At 65.9% G+C, this 16,325-nt stretch carries 13 protein-coding genes and 1 tRNA gene; 3 read left to right on the top strand and 11 right to left on the bottom strand.

The annotated features are described in order from the left end of the window. Positions 1-45: 45 nt before the first annotated feature. The 6 genes from R6258_RS06295 to speB all read right to left on the bottom strand — a co-directional run bounded on the left by R6258_RS06295 (position 46) and on the right by speB (position 7,787). Positions 46-1,554, bottom strand: a complete 1,509-nt coding sequence (locus tag R6258_RS06295) for an aldehyde dehydrogenase family protein (RefSeq protein ID WP_318448692.1) — start codon at positions 1,552-1,554, stop codon at positions 46-48. An 8-nt stretch (positions 1,555-1,562) separates the two neighbouring features. Then, on the bottom strand, positions 1,563-2,297 hold the full coding sequence (locus R6258_RS06300; protein ID WP_318448693.1) for an MBL fold metallo-hydrolase: 735 nt from the start codon (positions 2,295-2,297) through the stop codon (positions 1,563-1,565). Continuing rightward, positions 2,294-3,613, bottom strand: a complete 1,320-nt coding sequence (locus R6258_RS06305; RefSeq protein ID WP_318448695.1) for a purine-cytosine permease family protein — start codon at positions 3,611-3,613, stop codon at positions 2,294-2,296. The genes R6258_RS06300 and R6258_RS06305 overlap by 4 nt, the downstream gene beginning before the upstream one ends. A gap of 54 nt (positions 3,614-3,667) precedes the next feature. After that, complete coding sequence (locus R6258_RS06310; protein ID WP_318448697.1) at positions 3,668-5,272, bottom strand: 5-guanidino-2-oxopentanoate decarboxylase; 1,605 nt, start codon at positions 5,270-5,272, stop codon at positions 3,668-3,670. An 85-nt stretch (positions 5,273-5,357) separates the two neighbouring features. Next, on the bottom strand, positions 5,358-6,755 hold the full coding sequence (locus R6258_RS06315; protein ID WP_318448699.1) for a YjiH family protein: 1,398 nt from the start codon (positions 6,753-6,755) through the stop codon (positions 5,358-5,360). Positions 6,756-6,833: 78 nt separating this feature from the next. Then, positions 6,834-7,787: an agmatinase gene (gene speB / locus R6258_RS06320; protein ID WP_318448701.1), complete on the bottom strand. Its 954-nt coding sequence runs from the start codon at positions 7,785-7,787 to the stop codon at positions 6,834-6,836. 195 nt (positions 7,788-7,982) lie between these two features. Here speB and R6258_RS06325 point away from each other — a divergent pair, with 195 nt between their 5' ends. Further along, positions 7,983-9,389 carry a sigma-54 interaction domain-containing protein gene (locus R6258_RS06325; protein ID WP_318448703.1) on the top strand — a complete coding sequence of 469 codons (1,407 nt, stop codon included), beginning with the start codon at positions 7,983-7,985 and terminating at the stop codon, positions 9,387-9,389. A gap of 66 nt (positions 9,390-9,455) precedes the next feature. Here the strand turns inward: R6258_RS06325 and secF are convergent, their stop codons facing one another. The 5 genes from secF to queA form a co-directional block, all read right to left on the bottom strand. Next, positions 9,456-10,367, bottom strand: a complete 912-nt coding sequence (gene secF / locus R6258_RS06330) for a protein translocase subunit SecF (protein ID WP_318448705.1) — start codon at positions 10,365-10,367, stop codon at positions 9,456-9,458. A gap of 12 nt (positions 10,368-10,379) precedes the next feature. After that, positions 10,380-12,224, bottom strand: a complete 1,845-nt coding sequence (gene secD / locus R6258_RS06335) for a protein translocase subunit SecD (RefSeq protein WP_318448707.1) — start codon at positions 12,222-12,224, stop codon at positions 10,380-10,382. A 70-nt stretch (positions 12,225-12,294) separates the two neighbouring features. Further along, entirely contained in the window at positions 12,295-12,624 is a 330-nt protein-coding gene (yajC, locus tag R6258_RS06340; RefSeq protein ID WP_318448709.1) for a preprotein translocase subunit YajC, read from the bottom strand. Positions 12,625-12,705: 81 nt separating this feature from the next. Next, positions 12,706-13,842: a tRNA guanosine(34) transglycosylase Tgt gene (gene tgt, locus R6258_RS06345; protein ID WP_412176357.1), complete on the bottom strand. Its 1,137-nt coding sequence runs from the start codon at positions 13,840-13,842 to the stop codon at positions 12,706-12,708. Positions 13,843-13,898: 56 nt separating this feature from the next. Beyond that, positions 13,899-14,936 carry a tRNA preQ1(34) S-adenosylmethionine ribosyltransferase-isomerase QueA gene (gene queA / locus R6258_RS06350; protein WP_318448714.1) on the bottom strand — a complete coding sequence of 346 codons (1,038 nt, stop codon included), beginning with the start codon at positions 14,934-14,936 and terminating at the stop codon, positions 13,899-13,901. Positions 14,937-15,127: 191 nt separating this feature from the next. Between queA and R6258_RS06355 the strand changes: the two genes are divergently transcribed. Continuing rightward, positions 15,128-15,214, top strand: a tRNA-Leu gene (locus R6258_RS06355). 301 nt (positions 15,215-15,515) lie between these two features. Beyond that, on the top strand, positions 15,516-16,238 hold the full coding sequence (locus tag R6258_RS06360) for a DUF2726 domain-containing protein (RefSeq protein ID WP_318448716.1): 723 nt from the start codon (positions 15,516-15,518) through the stop codon (positions 16,236-16,238). Positions 16,239-16,325 lie beyond the last annotated feature (87 nt).

Raw genomic sequence — 16,325 nt, forward strand, 5'->3', positions numbered from 1 at the left:
GACGCATCACGACCGACATGCCGGATTTCAAGGGCCTGGATCTGCTCAGCAGCTTGTCGACAGCTGCTCCGAGCCGTTCCCGGCCGGACCGTTCCCGGCCGGACCGCTTCCTGCCGGTCCGATCAAGTGCTTGACCTCCTGATAGCTGGCCAGCCCCCAGGGCCCTAGTTCGCGGCCGATGCCGCTGCACTTGTAGCCGCCCCAGGCGGCCTGCGGCGGTGCCAGTTGCTCGCTGTTGAACCATACGCTGCCGGCCTGCAGTTGCCGGCCGATGCGCCGGGCGCGCTCGGCGTCGCCGCTGACCACCGTGGCGGCGAGGCCGAACTCGCTGTCGTTGGCCAGTTCGATGGCCTCGGCTTCGTCGGCGACGCTGCGCGCGCAGAGCACCGGGCCGAAGATCTCCTCGCGCCACAGCCGGCTCTCGACGGGCACGTCGCGATACAGTGTCGGGGCGATGAAATAGCCCTGTTCCGGCAGGGTGCGATGGCTGGCGTCGCGTACTACACGCAAACCTTCCTCGGCGGCGAGCGCCAGGTAGCCGCGCACCGCGTCGCGCTGGCGGGCGCTGGCCATGGGCCCCTGGGTCGTCGCGGCGTCCAGCGGGTCGCCGAGAACCAGCGCGTCGATGCGCTCGGCCAGCGCCTGATAGAGCGGCTCGGCGAGCGACGCGTGGACCAGCAGCCGCGAGGTCGCCGAGCAGATCTGGCCGGCGTTGAAATACAATCCGGCCATCACGTAGTCGGCGGCCTCGTCGACGTCGGCGTCGTCCATCACCAGGATCGGCGACTTGCCGCCGAGCTCCAGCGAAATGCCGCGGCTGCCCTCGGCGGCGGCGCGCATCACCGTCTCGCCGACCCGGTTGCTGCCGGTAAAGGAAATCTTGTCGACGCCGCGATGGGCGCTGAGCGGCGCGCCGACGCCCTCGCCATCGCCGTGCACCAGGTTGAACACCCCGGCGGGCAGGCCGATCTCCTCGGCGATCTCGGCCAGCGCCTGCTCGGGCAGCGGGGTGACCTCCGAAGGCTTGAAGACCACCGTGCAGCCGGCGGCCAGGGCGGGGGCGAGCTTCCAGGCGCTGGTCACCAGCGGGAAGTTCCACGGCGTGATCAGTCCGACCACGCCCACCGGGTCGAAATAGCAGGCGGCTTCGAGGCCGTCCATCTCCAGCGCCACCGGCTGCCCCTGGTGGGCATCGAGCGCGCGCGCCTGGCCAGCGTAGTAGCGATAGCAGTCGATGGCGTCGTCCAGGTCGATGCCCGCCTCGGCCAGCGCCTTGCCGTTGTTGGTCGACGACAGCCGTACGAGTTCATCGCGGCGCCGGGTCAGCGCCTCGGCGAAGCCGTCCAGGTAACGCGCGCGCTCGGCACCCGACAGCGCCCGCCAGGCGGGTAGCGCGCGGCGCGCCGCGGCGACGGCGGCATCGACGTCGCTGCTGTCGCCGGCGGTCACCTCGGCGAGGCTCTGCTCGGTGTAGGGGTTGCCCACTGCCAGGCGGCGGCTGCCGTTAGAGGCCACCCAGCGGTTGTCGATGAATTGCTTGTCGAGTTGTTGCATGGGATTCCTCACAGGTCGTGGTTGCGCAGCCAGGTATCGATCAGCGCATGCAGGTGGGTCCCCGAAAAGCTCGGGAAGTGACCGCCGTGCACGGTGCGTACGGGCAGCTGTCGCAGCCGCCGCAGACTGGCGGCGTAGTCGTCGAGATCACTGTGCCAGAGATCCTCGATCAGCGGCCCGTCGTAGATGATATCGCCGGCGATCAGGGTCGCGCTGGCGGCTTCCCATAGGGCGATACCACCGGGCGAGTGACCAGGGGTATGGATGACCTCGAAACGCCGGTCTCCGAGATCGAAGCAATCGCCGTCCTCGAGAGCAGCGATGCGCCGCGGCGGGTCGATGCGGTAGCTGTGGTATTCGAACGGTGCGGGCGGCAGGGCATCGAACATCGCCTCACCGAGAAAGTCGTCGGCCAGGGTGCGTGCATTGTCGGGGCTGGCCAGAATGTCAGCCTCGGCGGCATGCACGTGACAGCACTCGAACTCATGCGCGGCGCCAATGTGGTCGAAGTGGGTGTGACTGGCGACGGCCACTAGGTCGCGTTCGGCGACCAGCGGCACATGACGGCGCAGGGGCACCGCGCCGAGGCCGAAATCCACCAGCAGGTCGCGATCGCGGCCGCGTACGTGCCAGATATTGCAGCGGTAGAAGGGCTTGATCGCCGGTTCGTCGATCAGTGTGATGGCATCGGCGTGCGGCGTGGTGCGATACCACTGCGCGGCGGTTGTGCGTGTCAGGTTCATGGCGTGGCGTATCCCCTACGGCGTAGACCCAGGCTGGCGACATAGTAGAACGCGCCGGTGAGCAGGAACACCGGTAGTGAGGCGCCGAAGTCCAGCGGTGAGACCCAATTCCAGTAGTAGGCCAGGGCGGCGCCGGCCAGGTAGCAGACGAAGGCCAGCGGATTGATGGCGGGCAACGCTCCGGCATCGCCAAGCAGGCGGGCGGCGCTGTAACGCTCGCGGCCCAGCAGATAGTAGTCGACGATCATCAGCGAGAAGGCCGGGATGAACACGCTGCCGATGATCAACAGGAAGGTCTGGAATTGGTCGAGGATGCCGGGGATCAGTGAGCCCAGCACGCTGACGATGCCGATCACCAGCGCCGGCTTCCAGAACGGCGTGCGCGGACGCACGCTCATGTAGGAGAGCGTGGCGCTGTAGACGCACATCACGTTGGTGGTCAGCACCGAGAAGAAGATTACCAGCGCCGCCGGCAGGCCGAAGCCGAACCCGCTGAGCAGTTGGGTGGGGTCGTAGGTCTGCGGGAAGCCGATCGCCACCGACAGCGCCGAGACGCTGGCGCCCAGGCCCATGGCGACCAGCGTGGCGACCACGTAGCCGCTCCAGGTGCCGATGACCGCCGCGCGCAGGCTCTTGCAGTGGCGGTTGTAGTCGGCGGCCAGCGGGATCCACGAGAACGCCGTGGCCACCACGATGTCGAACGCCACGCCGCTACCCAGGCCGCCGCTCGCGGCCAGTTCGGTGACGCTCGACAGGTCGTAATTCGAAGCCAGCGCGAACACCACCACGACTGAAAGAACCAGCATCAGCACCGCCGCCAGCTTCTCGGCGGTCTCGATGCCCAGGTGGCCACGTAGTGCGATCAGCACCACCAGCCCTTCGCAGAGCACCGTGAACAGCGCCACATTGGAGTAGCCGGTCAGGCTTTCCACCGCATAGTCGAGGCTCATGCCGGCCAGCAGCGCCTGGATCCAGCTCCAGGCGATCAGCGCCAGCAGGTTGACGATGGCCGGGAAGCCGGCGCCGACGCGACCGAAGGTGCCTCGCGACAGCACCATGGTGGTCAATCCGGTGCGCTGACCCATGGCGCCGATCAGCACCAGCGGAACGATACCGATCGCCGAACCCAGCAGTACCAGCGTCATGGCGTGCAGGAAGTTAAGGCTCGGCACCAGCAGCATGCCGGTGAGAATCGTGGTGACCACCACGTTGGCACCCAGCCACAGCGCGAAGGTGCCGGGAAAACCCAGGCTGCGTTCGCCGCTGACCGCGTCGAGGGTGTCCTGGCCGAAGGCCGGGGTCGTTGAATGTGCCATTGTTGTTATGTCCTCGGTGGTGTCGTGATTGTGTCCTGTTCCCGATAGCAAGGCTCAGCGATCGAGGGCCGACTGCCAGGCGCAGGCATCGATCTCGATCAGGTAGGGAGCGCCGCTTGGCCGGTTGGCCAGCGCCGTGGCTAATTCATATGGACTGCCGACACGGCTCGCCGCGCAACCGAAGCCGCCGGCCAGTTGCTGGAAGTCGGGGGCCTGCAGGTCGACGCCCAGGCGGGCGACGCCGTGGGCATCCATGTAGCGGCGGATCTCCTCGTAGCCGGCGTTGTGCCACAAGAGCACGACCACCGGTAGGCGCTCCTCCACCGCGGTGGCCAACTCGGAGAGCGTGAACATCACGCCACCGTCGCCGACCAGCGCGACTACCGGCAGTTCGGGGCGGGCCAGCGCCGCGCCGAGCGCTGCCGGCAGGCCGTAGCCGAGCGTGCCGTAGCCGGTCGAGGCGTTGAAGAAGCGCCGCGGCGCTGGCTGCGAGACCAGGTGATTGGCGGCGTAGACCGGGGCGGTGGAATCGCCGACCAGCACTGCCTCGGGCAGGGCTTCGCGCAGCGTGGCGAACAGCGGCACGAAGGGCGCCAGCGTGGGATCGCTCTCCAATGCGAGCGCCTCGTGCGTCTGTCGCGTTCGCCGGCTACCGTCGCGTATCAGTGGCGTGGGGAAGTGCTCGAGCAGCAGTTCCAGCGCCCGGCCGGCGTCGCCGACCAGCCCTAGCGCGGTGGCCTGGTTGCGCACCAGCTGCTCGGCATCGATGTCGATGCGGATCAGTCGCGCGGTCAGCGCGAAGCCGTCGTCGAACACTACGTCGTAGTCGGTCTCGCCGAGCTCGGTGCCCACGGCGAGGATCACGTCCGCCTCGCGGGCGAGCTCGCGCGTCGCCGGCAACGCGGTGTTGGCGCCCAGATCGAGTGGATGGTCGCGGCCCAGCAGGCCCTTGGCGTTGATGGTGGTGGCGCACGGCGCGTCGAGGCGTTCGACGAGGTTCCTTGCGGCCTCGGCGGCCTCCACGCAGCCGCCGCCGAGCAGCACCAGCGGACGCTCGGCCTCGCGCAGCCACGCGGCGGCCTCGGCGAGTCCGGCCGGGTCGGGCGCCGGGCGATACAGCCGCGCCCCGGCCCACTGCGCGGGCGGCGTTACCGGCGCGGCGAACAGGTCGATGGGGATCTCGATATGCACCGGCCCCGGGCGTGCCGAGGAGAACACCGCGAACGCGCGCGCCAGCACCTCGGGTAGCGCGCTGGGATCGAGCAGGGTATGGCTGAAGCGTGCCACCCCAGAAAGTGTCTGCTGCTGGCTGGGCAGTTCGTGCAGGCGCCCCTGGCCACGCCCCAGGGTGTCGCGGCGATTGACGCTGGAGATCACCAGCATCGGCACAGAATCGGCCAGCGCCTGGCCCATCGCGGTGGCGATGTTGGTCATCCCCGGGCCGGTGATGATCAGGCAGACCCCGGGCTTGCCGCTGGCGCGGGCGTAGCCGTCGGCCATGAACCCGGCGCCCTGTTCGTGGCGCGGGGTGACGTGACGGATCGCCTGACCTTCGAGGCCGCGATACAACTCGACGGTGTGCACGCCGGGGATGCCGAACACGGTGTCGACGGCGTAGCGCTCGCGCAGCAGGCGGATCAGCAGTTCGGCGCAGGTCATTGTTTATCCTTTGGCTTTGGGCTTTGGGCTTCGGGCTTCGAGCGGTTTGGCTCGCGGCCCGAGGCGCGTGGCTCGTCGCTTCGCTTCAGAACACGAAGGTGTGCGCGATGAAGGCGATGATCGGCAGGGTGATCGCCGTACGCAGCAGGAAGATCGCCACCAGTTCCCAGAGCTTGAGCGGGATCTTGGATTTCAGCAGCAGCGCGCCGATTTCGGACATGTAGATCAACTGGGTCAAGGACAGGCAGGCGATCACGAAACGTGTCAGCTCGCTGTCGATGTCCTTGGCCAGCACCGCCGGCAGGAACATGTCGGCAAAGCCCACCAGGGTCGCCGGCGCGGCAGCCTGGGCCTCGGGAATGCGCAGCCATTCGAGCACCGGCACCATCGGATAGGAGAGCCAGGTGAACAGCGGCGTGAACTCGGCCAGGATCAGTGCCACGGTGCCGATCGCCACTACCAGCGGCAGCAGGCCGAGGAAGATGTCGGCGACGTTGAGTATCGCGCTGCGCGTCAGGGCACGCGGACCCGGGGCCGTTTCGGCGCGCGCCACGGCCTGACCGAGGCTGAAGCGCAGCACCCCCACCTGGCGGGTGTTCTCTTCATCGAGCCGGCAGCCCACCGGCTCGTAATAGCTGTTCGGCTTGCGCGACAGCGGCGGCAGGCGCGGCACCACGACGGCGGCGATCAGCCCGGCGACCACCACGGTCAGGTAGAACTGCACGAACAGATGGTTTATGCCGATGAAGCTGGTCACCAGCAGCGCGAAGGCGATCGACACGATCGAGAAGTTGGTGGCGATCACCGCGGCCTCGCGGCGGTTGTAGAAGCCCTGTTCGTACTGCTGGGTGGTGATCAGCACGCCCACCGTGCCGGAGCCCATCCACGAGGCGGTGGCATCGATGGCGCTGCGCCCCGGCAGGCCGAAGATCAGCCGGAACGGCTTGCGCACCAGGCTGCCGATGAACTCCATGAAGCCGAAATCGACCAGAAACGGCAGCAGCAGGGCGGCGAAGAAGAAAAACGTCAGCAGCACCGGCGCCAGGTCGTTGAGCATCACCCCGCCGGTGAAGTCGGCGATGATGAAGGCCGGGCCGACCTGGAAATAGGTCATCAGCGCGAACGCGGCGCCGAGCACGCGCATGGCGAACCACAGCGGCGCGACGTCGAACAGCTCGTTGGCCGCGCCCTCGCGGGCCCAGCCCGGCCGGGTCAGCTTGACCAGCGCGGTGAGCAGCGCCGACAGGCACAGCACGGCCACGGCGATCGCCGGCAGCGCGGCGCCCAGCAGCGCCTTGAGCCCGTCGGCAAGCATGCCCATGCCGATATTGATGCCGTCGCCGGTGGAAAACGGGATCAGGAACATGCCGATCCCGATCAGCGAGGGGATCAGGAACTTGATCAGCGCCCGGGGGTTGATTCGCCCGCCGTGGGGTGCGTTGCTGTCGTTACGGCCTGCGGCCGTGGCTTGCGTGGAAGACATGGTGGTTACCCATTGTTGTTGTCGATCAGGAAAGCGGATCGGAAAGCGTCGGCCGGCCACGACCAACGCCGTCGTGGATCAGCGGCGCTCGACGCCCGGCAGGACGCAGAGCATTTCATAGAGCAGGGTGGCGCCCATCAGCGCGGTGTTGCCGCTGGTGTCGTAAGGCGGCGAAACCTCGACCAGGTCGCCGCCGACCACGTTCAGGCCGTGGGCGCCGCGGACGATCTCGAGCCCCTGCTGGGCGGTGAGGCCCCCCATCTCGACGGTGCCGGTGCCCGGCGCCACGGACGGGTCGAGGCCGTCGATGTCGAACGAGATGTACACCGGGCCGTCGCCCATCTGCTCGCGGACTTCGGCCATCAGCGGTGCCAGCGACTGGTACCAGCACTGTTCGGCGGGCACCACGCGAAAGCCCTGGTCGCGACACCAGTCGAAGTCGTCGGCGGCGTAGCCGGTACCGCGCAGGCCGATCTGGACCACCCGTCGGCTGTCGAGCAGGCCCTCTTCCTGGGCGCGGCGGAACGGGCAGCCATGGGCGACCTCCTCGCCGAACATGTGCGGATTGACGTCGGCGTGGGCGTCGATGTGGATCAGTCCCACCGGGCCGTGCTTGTTGGCGATGGCGCGCAGGATCGGCCAGGTCAGGGTGTGGTCGCCGCCCAACGTCAGCGGCACGCAGCCGTGGGCGAGCACCTCGTCGTAGAAACCGCTGATGATGTCGAGGTTCCTGGGCAGGTTGAAGGTGTTGATCGGCACGTCGCCGATGTCGGCCACCTGCAGGCTGTCGAACGGCGCGGCGCGGGTCGCCATGTTGTAGGGCCGCAGCATGCGCGACTCGTCGCGAATCTGGCGCGGGCCGAGCCGGGTGCCCGGACGATTGGAGGTGCCGATGTCCATGGGAATGCCGATGAAGGCGGCGTCCAGGCCGGCGGCTGTGGCCTGGGTCGGCAGGCGCATCATCGTCGCCGGGCCGCCGAAGCGCGGCATCTCGTTGCCGCCCAGCGGCTGGTTGAGGTTCGGCTTGTCCATGCTATCTCCTGAGATCGGGCGTTATTGTCGCTCACTGCTCACACCCTGGACATTGCAGGAACCGTGCCAGCCATTCAGCGGCGTGGTTACGGGGTTGAGTCAGCAATATGATTCATTAATGAATTGAAAATGGCCGATTGCGATTCATACATGTATCGTGATGCAAAAACGCATCGGCCAGTGACCGGAAACGCCATGAGCGACATCGACAGCGCGGTGCTCGAGACCATCGTCGAGACCGCCCACGACCACTTCTTCATCGTCGATGCCGACGGCCGCATCCGCGATGTCAGCCCCGGTAGCGCGGCGGTGTACGGCCTGAGCCGCGAGGAGCTGCGCGCGAGCACCGTTCAGCAACTGGTCGAGCGCGGCGTGCTGTCGCCGTCGGTGACCCAGGAGGTGATGCGCACCCGCCAGCCGGCGCAGTTGATGCAGCATACCGGCACCGGCCGGCGGGTGATCGCCGAGGCGCATCCGGTATTTCTCGACGGCGTGCTGGTGCGCATCGTCTCGCGCTCGATGGATCTCACCGACCTGCAGCTGCTGCAGGACGAGTACGCGCTGTTGCAGCGGCGCTTCAGCGAGCACCTGAAGCGCGGCGGGGCCTCCGCGCTGGACGACGATCTCGAGCTCGACAGTCTGGAAGCGCGCAGCGGGGTGATGCGCGAGGTGGCGCTGCTGCTCAAGCGGGTCGCGCCCAGCGGCGCCACGGTGCTGATGCTCGGCGAATCGGGGGTCGGCAAGACCGCCTTCGCGCGCCAACTGCACCGCTGGAGCGAGCGCCATGAGAGAGCGTTCATCGACGTCAATTGCGCGGCGATTCCCGAGGCGCTGTTCGAGTCCGAGATGTTCGGCTATCAGCCCGGGGCGTTCAGTGGTGCGGCCCGCCAGGGCAAGGCCGGGGTGCTGGAGATGGCCGATGGCGGCACGCTGTTCCTCGACGAGATCGGCGAGCTGCCGTTATCGATGCAGAGCAAGCTGCTCAAGGTGATCCAGGATGGCGAAGTCACCCGGCTGGGCGACACCCGCTCGCGACGGGTCGATTTTCGCCTGGTGGTGGCCTCGAACCAGGATCTCGCCGCGCGGGTCGAGAGCGGCGCCTTTCGCCTCGATTTGTACTACCGGCTCAACGTCATTCCCGTGACCCTGCCGCCGCTGCGCGAGCGCCGCGAGGACATTCCGGGGCTGGTGGAGCTGCAGCTCGCGCGGCTCAACCAGCGCTACGGCCAGTCCAAGGTGCTGCACCCCCGCGTATGGCCGGAACTGATGGGCCGCGACTGGCCGGGCAACGTGCGCGAGCTGGAAAACTGGATGGAGCGCACCTGGCTGGCGAGTCCCGGCGAGCTGATCGGTGCGCCGGCAGCCGCGCCAGCCGGCGCCGCTCCCGAGCCGTCCGGCAGCCCGGCGATGAGCGCCCCGGCGGGGCTGGCCGAGGGCCAGACGCTGCGGCAGGCGCTCGACGCGACAGAGCGCGGAATTCTCGCCACGCTGTGCGCCGAGCTGCCCAGCACCTATACGCTGGCCGCGCGATTGGGCATCAGCCAGCCCAGCGTGGTGCGCAAGCTACGCAAGCACGGCCTGCGCATCGGCGACGTGGGTTGAGCCTGCGCACAAACGACGACACCCCGCCGGGGCGGGGTGTCGTGACTGGCCGATGCTTGGATGCGCTTAGGGCAACTCTTCTTCGCCCTCGGCGTTTTCCTTCTGGGCCGGCATCAGGTCCTCGCGCTGCAGCTTGACCGAGATCAGCAGCGCCGATGCGACGTAGACCGACGAGTAGGTGCCCACGCCCACGCCGATGATCAGCGCCAGGGCGAAGTTGTGGATCATGTCGCCGCCCAGCAGCAGCAGTGCCAGCAGCACCAGCAGGGTAGTGCCGGAGGTCGCCAGGGTGCGCGACAGGGTCTGGTTGATCGCCTCGTTGAAGATCGTCGGCATGTGATCGATGCGCGACTTGCGGATGTTCTCGCGGATCCGGTCGTAGATGATGATGGTGTCGTTGAGCGAGTAGCCGATCACCGCCAGCACCGCGGCCAGCACGGTCAGGTCGAAGTCGATCTGGAACAGCGAGAACACCCCGAGCACGATGATCACGTCATGGACCAGCGCCAGTAGCGCGCCCAGCGAGAACTTGTACTGGAAACGCAGCGCCACATAGAGCATTACCACGCCGAGCGCCACCAGCATGCCCAGGCCGCTCTGGTCGCGCAGCTGATCGCCGACCTGGGCGCCGACGAACTCGGCGCGCACCAGGCTGACGTTCTCGCCGCTCTGCCGTAGCACGTCGGTGACCTGCTGGCCGACACCGGGATCGAAGGCCTGCTGCAGGCGTACCAGGACCTCCGAGGGCGCACCGAAGGTCTGTACCGAGACGTTGCTGAAGCCGGCGCTCTCCAGCGCCTGGCGCACGGCCTCGAGCGCCGGCGCGGTGGCGTAGCGAACCTCGACCAGCGTACCGCCGGTGAAATCCAGCCCCAGGTTGAGCTGCTGGAACAGCAGGGAGAGGAGCGAGACCAGCAACAACGCGCCGGAGGCGATGAAGGCCAGGCGGCGCTTGCCCATGAAGTCGAACTGTCGCATCGCGTTAGCCCCTTAAATCCAGAGTTTCTTCAATGGCTTGCCGCCAATGGAGAGATTGACGATCGCCCGCGACACCAGGATGGCGGTGAACATCGAGGTCAGGATGCCCAGCGACAGGGTCACGGCGAAGCCCTTGACCGGCCCGGTGCCGATCGAGAACAGGATCAACGCCACCAGCAGGGTGGTGATGTTGCCATCGACGATCGACGTGAAGGCGCGTTCGTAGCCGGCATGGATCGCCTGCTGGATCGGCATCTTGGCCCGTATCTCTTCACGTATGCGTTCGAAGATCAGCACGTTGGCATCGACCGCCATGCCCAGCGTGAGCACGATACCGGCGATGCCGGGCAGCGTCAGGGTGGCGCCGAGCATCGACAGCGCGGCCGCCAGCAGCACCAGGTTGGTGGCCAGCGCCAGGTTGGCGATCAGGCCGAACGCCTTGTAGCGGATCAGCATGAACGCCACCACCAGCAGCATGCCGATCTCGACCGAGAGTATGCCCTGCTCGATGTTGCGCTTGCCGAGGCTCGGCCCGATGGTCCGCTCGGCGACGAAGTACATCGGCGCGGCGAGCGAGCCGGAACGCAGCAGCAGGGACAGTTCCTGGGCCTCGGTGGGCGAGTCCAGCCCGGTTATGCGAAAGCGGTTGCCCAGCGCGCTCTGGATGGTCGCCAGGCTGATGATGCCGCGCTCGACGTAGGGCTCGCGCTTTTCGACCTGCTTGCCATCCTCCATCACCGTGCGGGTGCGGGTCTTGTTGTCGATGTAGACCACCGCCATCGAACGCCCGATGTTGGAGCGCGTGGCGCGGTTCATCAAAGTACCGCCGGTACCGTCGAGGTTGATGTTGACCTGCGGGCGGCCGTTCTGGTCGAAGCTGGTGCTGGCGTTGGAGACGTTCTCGCCGGTGATGATCACGTCGCGCATCAGCTCGGCGGTACGCTGCTCGTTGTTGCGAAACGCCAGCTCTTCGGTTTCCGACTCCGGGGTGTCGGGGCGCGCGGCGAGGCGGAACTCCAGGTTGGCGGTGGCGCCCACCACGCGCTTGGCGGCGGCGGTGTCCTGCACGCCGGGTAGTTCGACGACGATGCGGTTGGGGCCCTGGCGCTGGACCAGCGGCTCGGCCACGCCCAGTTCGTTGACGCGGTTGCGCAGGGTGGTCAGGTTCTGCCCGACCGCATAGTCCTGAATCTCTTCGACCTTCTGCTGGGTCAGGGTCATCGCCAGCGGCGCGCCGCGCTCGGCGTCGGGCGTCTGGTACTGGAAGTCGGGGAATTCGCGGCTGATGATGTCGCGCGCCTCGCTGCGATCCTCGGCACTGGCGAAGGTCATCGTCAGAGTGTTGCCGTCGATCGCGGTGTCGCGGTAGCGAATGCGCGCGTCGCGCAGAGCCTCGCGCATTGCGCTGGCGTTGACCTCCAGGCGTTGTTCCACGGCCGCCTGCATGTCGACCTCGAGGGCGAAATGCACGCCGCCGCGCAGGTCTAGGCCCAGGTTCATCGGCGAGGCACCCAGGCTCTCGAGCCAGGCGGGGGTCGACTCGGCGAGGTTGAGGGCTACCGTGTAGTCCTCGTTCAGCAGCCCGCTGATGATCTCGCGGGCTGCGAGCTGGTCGCTGCCGTCGGCGATGCGGATCAATACGCCGTTGGGCTGGTCTTCGATGCGTTCGATGGCGATGTCGGCGTCGTTGAGGGCGCCGCGAATTTGCTCGAGCTGGCTCTCGCTGACGTTGCTACGGGCGCTGCTGATCTGGACGGCAGGGTCTTCGGGGTACAGGTTGGGTAGGGCGTAGATCAACCCGACGACGAGCACGACGAGTATCAGCAGATACTTCCACAGGGGGTAACGGTTGAGCATGGAAGCCCTGTCCTTGTTGCTGACGCGGTAAGAGCGCTGCCGGCGCGAGGGCCGGCAGCGTGAGGAACTATCAGAGGGACTTCAGCGTGCCCTTGGGCAGGACCGCTGCGACGGCGTTCTTCTGCACATTGACCTCGGTACCTTCGGCGATCTCCATGGTCAGGAACTCGTCGCTGACCTTGGTGACTCGACCGACCAGGCCGCCGCCGATGACGATCTCGTCACCCTTGTCGAGGTTGCCGATCAGTTGCTTGTGCTGCTTGGCACGCTTGGACTGCGGACGCCACAGCAGGAAATAGAAGATCAGCACGAAGCCGACAAGCATGACGATCTGGGCGATGCCGCCACCCGCAGCCGCACCGCCTTCGGCATGCGCCTGTGAAATGAAGAAATCCAGCATGGTTTTTATCTCCTGGAGAGTTGCGAGAGTTGCAAAGCAAGATCGAGGCGCCGCCTCGACCGAAAAAGGGTCGTCGTTAGCTCACTGCGGCGCGTCGGGTACCGGCAGACCGCGTCGTGCATAGAACATTTTCACGAAGTCCGCCAATGTACCCGCTTCGATAGCACCGCGCAAACCAGCCATGACGCGCTGGTAATAGCGCAGATTGTGGATGGTATTGAGCATCGAACCAAGCATTTCGCCACACCGATCAAGGTGATGCAGATAGCCGCGCGAGAAGTGCTGACAGGTGTAACAGTCGCAGCCCTCCTCGAGCGGACGCGTGTCGTGACGATGCTTGGCGTTGCGGATCTTGACCGTGCCCTCGGCGGTGAACAGGTGACCGTTGCGGCCGTTGCGGGTCGGCATCACGCAGTCGAACATGTCTACGCCGCGCCGCACGCCCTCGACCAGGTCCTCGGGCTTGCCCACGCCCATCAGGTAGCGCGGCTTGTCGTCGGGCATCCAGGTCGGCAGATAATCCAGCACCTCGATCATCGCCTCCTTGGGTTCGCCCACCGAGAGCCCGCCGATCGCCAGGCCGTCGAAGCCGATCCGCTCGAGCCCTTCCAGCGAGCGCTTGCGCAGCTCCGGATACATACCGCCCTGGATGATCCCGAACAGCGCCGACTTTGACTCGCCGTGGGCGATGCGCGAGCGCTCGGCCCAGCGCAGCGACAGCTCCATCGAGCGGCGCGCCTCGTCTTCGGTTGCCGGGTAGGGCGTGCATTCGTCGAAGATCATCACGATGTCCGAGCCCAGCGAGCGCTGGACCGCCATCGACTCCTCGGGGCCCATGAACACCTTGGCGCCGTCGACCGGCGAGCGGAAATGCACGCCCTCTTCGGTGATCTTGCGCATCGCACCCAGCGAGAACACCTGGAAGCCGCCGGAGTCGGTGAGGATCGGCTTGTCCCACTGGGCGAAGTCGTGCAGGTCGCCGTGGGCCTCGATCACCTCGGTGCCCGGGCGCAGCCACAGGTGAAAGGTGTTGCCGAGGATGATCTCGGCGCCGATCTCCTCGACGCTCTGCGGGGTCATGCCCTTGACGGTGCCGTAGGTGCCCACCGGCATGAACGCCGGGGTTTCCACCGTGCCGCGCGGGAAGGTCAGCCGGCCGCGGCGGGCACGCCCGTCGCTGGCCAGGCGCTCGAAACTCATGAAGCATTCGTTACGCATGAAATTCTCGAAAGTGATGGATGACGCCGCGCACCGAGCACAGCGCGTCTTGCGGGTCAGGGCTTACGTGTCAGAAACATGGCATCGCCGTAACTGAAGAAGCTGTAGCGCTCGTCGACCGCGGCGCGGTAGGCGTCCATGACCGGCTGGTAGCCGGCGAAGGACGATACCAGCATCAGCAGGGTCGATTCCGGCAGATGAAAGTTGGTCACCAGGGCGTCGACGCAGCGCCATGCATAGCCCGGGTAGATGAAGATATCGGTCTCGCCGCGAAACGGCGCGACCTCGCCGTCGTCGCTGGCGGCACAGGCGCTTTCCAGGCAGCGCACGCTGGTGGTGCCCACCGCGATCACCCGGTTGCCGCGCGCCCGGGCGGCGCTCACCTGCTCGCTGACCGTCTCGTCGACCTCGATCCATTCGCTGTGCATGGAATGCTCGCGGATGTCGTCGACGCGCACCGGCTGAAAGGTGCCCGCGCCCACGTGCAGGGTGACGAACGCGGTCTCGATGCCGCGCTCGCGCATGGCTTCCATCAGCGGCTCGTCGAAATGCAGCCCGGCGGTGGGCGCGGCCACCGCACCGTCGCGCCGCGCGTAGACGGTCTGGTAGCGCTCGCGGTCGGCGAGTTCGTCGTCGCGCTCGATGTACGGCGGCAACGGCATGTGGCCGTGGCGTTCGAGCAGCTCGATCAACGGCGTCTCGCCGAGAAAGCGCAGCTCGAACAGCGCATCGCGACGGCCCTCGACCACCGCGTGCACGTCGCCTTCGAAGATCAACTCGGTACCTGGCTTGGGCGACTTGCTGGCACGGATGTGGGCCAGCCCGCGGTGGGCGTCGAGCGGGCGTTCGAGCAGCATCTCGACGCGTCCGCCGCTGGCCTTCTGGCCGTGCAGCCGCGCGGGGATTACCCGGGTGTCGTTGAACACCACCACATCGCCCGGCGCCAGGCGCTCGAGCAGGTCGGGGAAACGCCGGTGCTCGATGGCGCCGCTGTCGCCGTCCAGGCACAACAGGCGGCAATCGCTGCGCTGTTCGCTCGGGTAGCGGGCGATCAGCTCGTCGGGGAGGTCGAAATGGAAGTCGGCGCGCTGCATGGCTGCGTGAAAGCTCGAGAAGGTGGCAAGACGATGACGGACAAACCTGTCTGCGGACGGCGCAGCGATGCACGAAGACGCTTTCCCGGCAGGGTCCGCCCGCAAAGGCGCACCATGATAATCGACAGGCTCGATTAAGTCAGGCCCAGCGATTGACGACGCCGACGAGACCCGTATAATTCTGACCCGCTGCCGGCGTGGCGGAATTGGTAGACGCAGCGGATTCAAAATCCGCCGCTGGAGACAGTGTGTCGGTTCGAGTCCGACCGCCGGCACCACCTCGAAACAGTCGCTCATAAGCGGCTGTTTTGCGTTTAAGGCCTACCCTTATTCTCCAGTTCGTGGAGATCCAGGCCCACGTGGACCTGAAAGTAGGCTCCCCTCCATCGTCGGAATCCGTCTTTATCTCGCCTGTGGTAGGCTTGAAAGCATGCCATCGATTAGCAATTGCGAAGCCGGGATGCTAGCAGGCTGCCGGCAACGGCCGAAATTAACTCTTTAGTTCAGCCGACGGGAACGGCTACCGACAAGCCAAAAAAATAATCAGCAAGTGGTTCGCATAGGGATGGAGGTAGCGCGGTGGATAGCAATCCATTCGTGGCCGCACTGTGGCAGGGGCTTGAACCGCTTCTGACCGATTGGTGGCCTATCTTGTTGTTAGTGCTGGCCATGAGGCTGGCCAAGCCTTGGCTGAAGAAGCAGCGCAGGCGCGGACGAAAGCCGCAGCGCTCTAAAGGGTTCTTCGAACGCATCACACCGATACTGAACGACGCCCGTGGAGCACGGCGCGGTGGCGCTATCGCGGCTGGTGACGGAGGGCCTTTTAAAGCCGGTGATGTTTTGCCGGAACATTTGGCGAAGAAGCCTACCGAATCGGATCGGAACTACTCCGAGAAGCTGATGGACCAAGGCGGTGCCTATGTTGCCCGCACGCACTTAATGTCACCCTCCGAGCGTCAAGTATACCAAGTGCTTGAAAAAGCCTATGGAGACCGCTATCGGATTTTTTGTCAGGTGCGTGTAGTAGACCTGATCCAGCCGAACATGAAGAAGCACCACAGCTGGACAAGAGAGTATAAATCGCTGTTTCGCCAGCTTTCCCAATGGCATTTTGATTATGTGCTTTGTGAAAAGAAAGACTTTAGAATTGTATATGCTGTAGAACTAGATGACCCAAGTCATGAGCGCCCGGATAGGAGAAAAAGAGATGCCATCCTTGATAAAGCCTGTGGCTTGTGCGGGGTAGTGTTAAAAAGGGTTGTCATAGACAGGACTAATAAAAGTGTAAAACTTAAAGTTTAGACTTGAGTGGGGTTGTTTTGTGTGCTTGGCGGAGCAAGTGAAACGGTATGTCTATACATCAATGGTCTTTCGGGCAAGTAGGATATA

It is taken from the genome of Halomonas sp. HP20-15 (assembly GCF_033446685.1).
Taxonomy (GTDB): Bacteria; Pseudomonadota; Gammaproteobacteria; order Pseudomonadales; family Halomonadaceae; genus Modicisalibacter.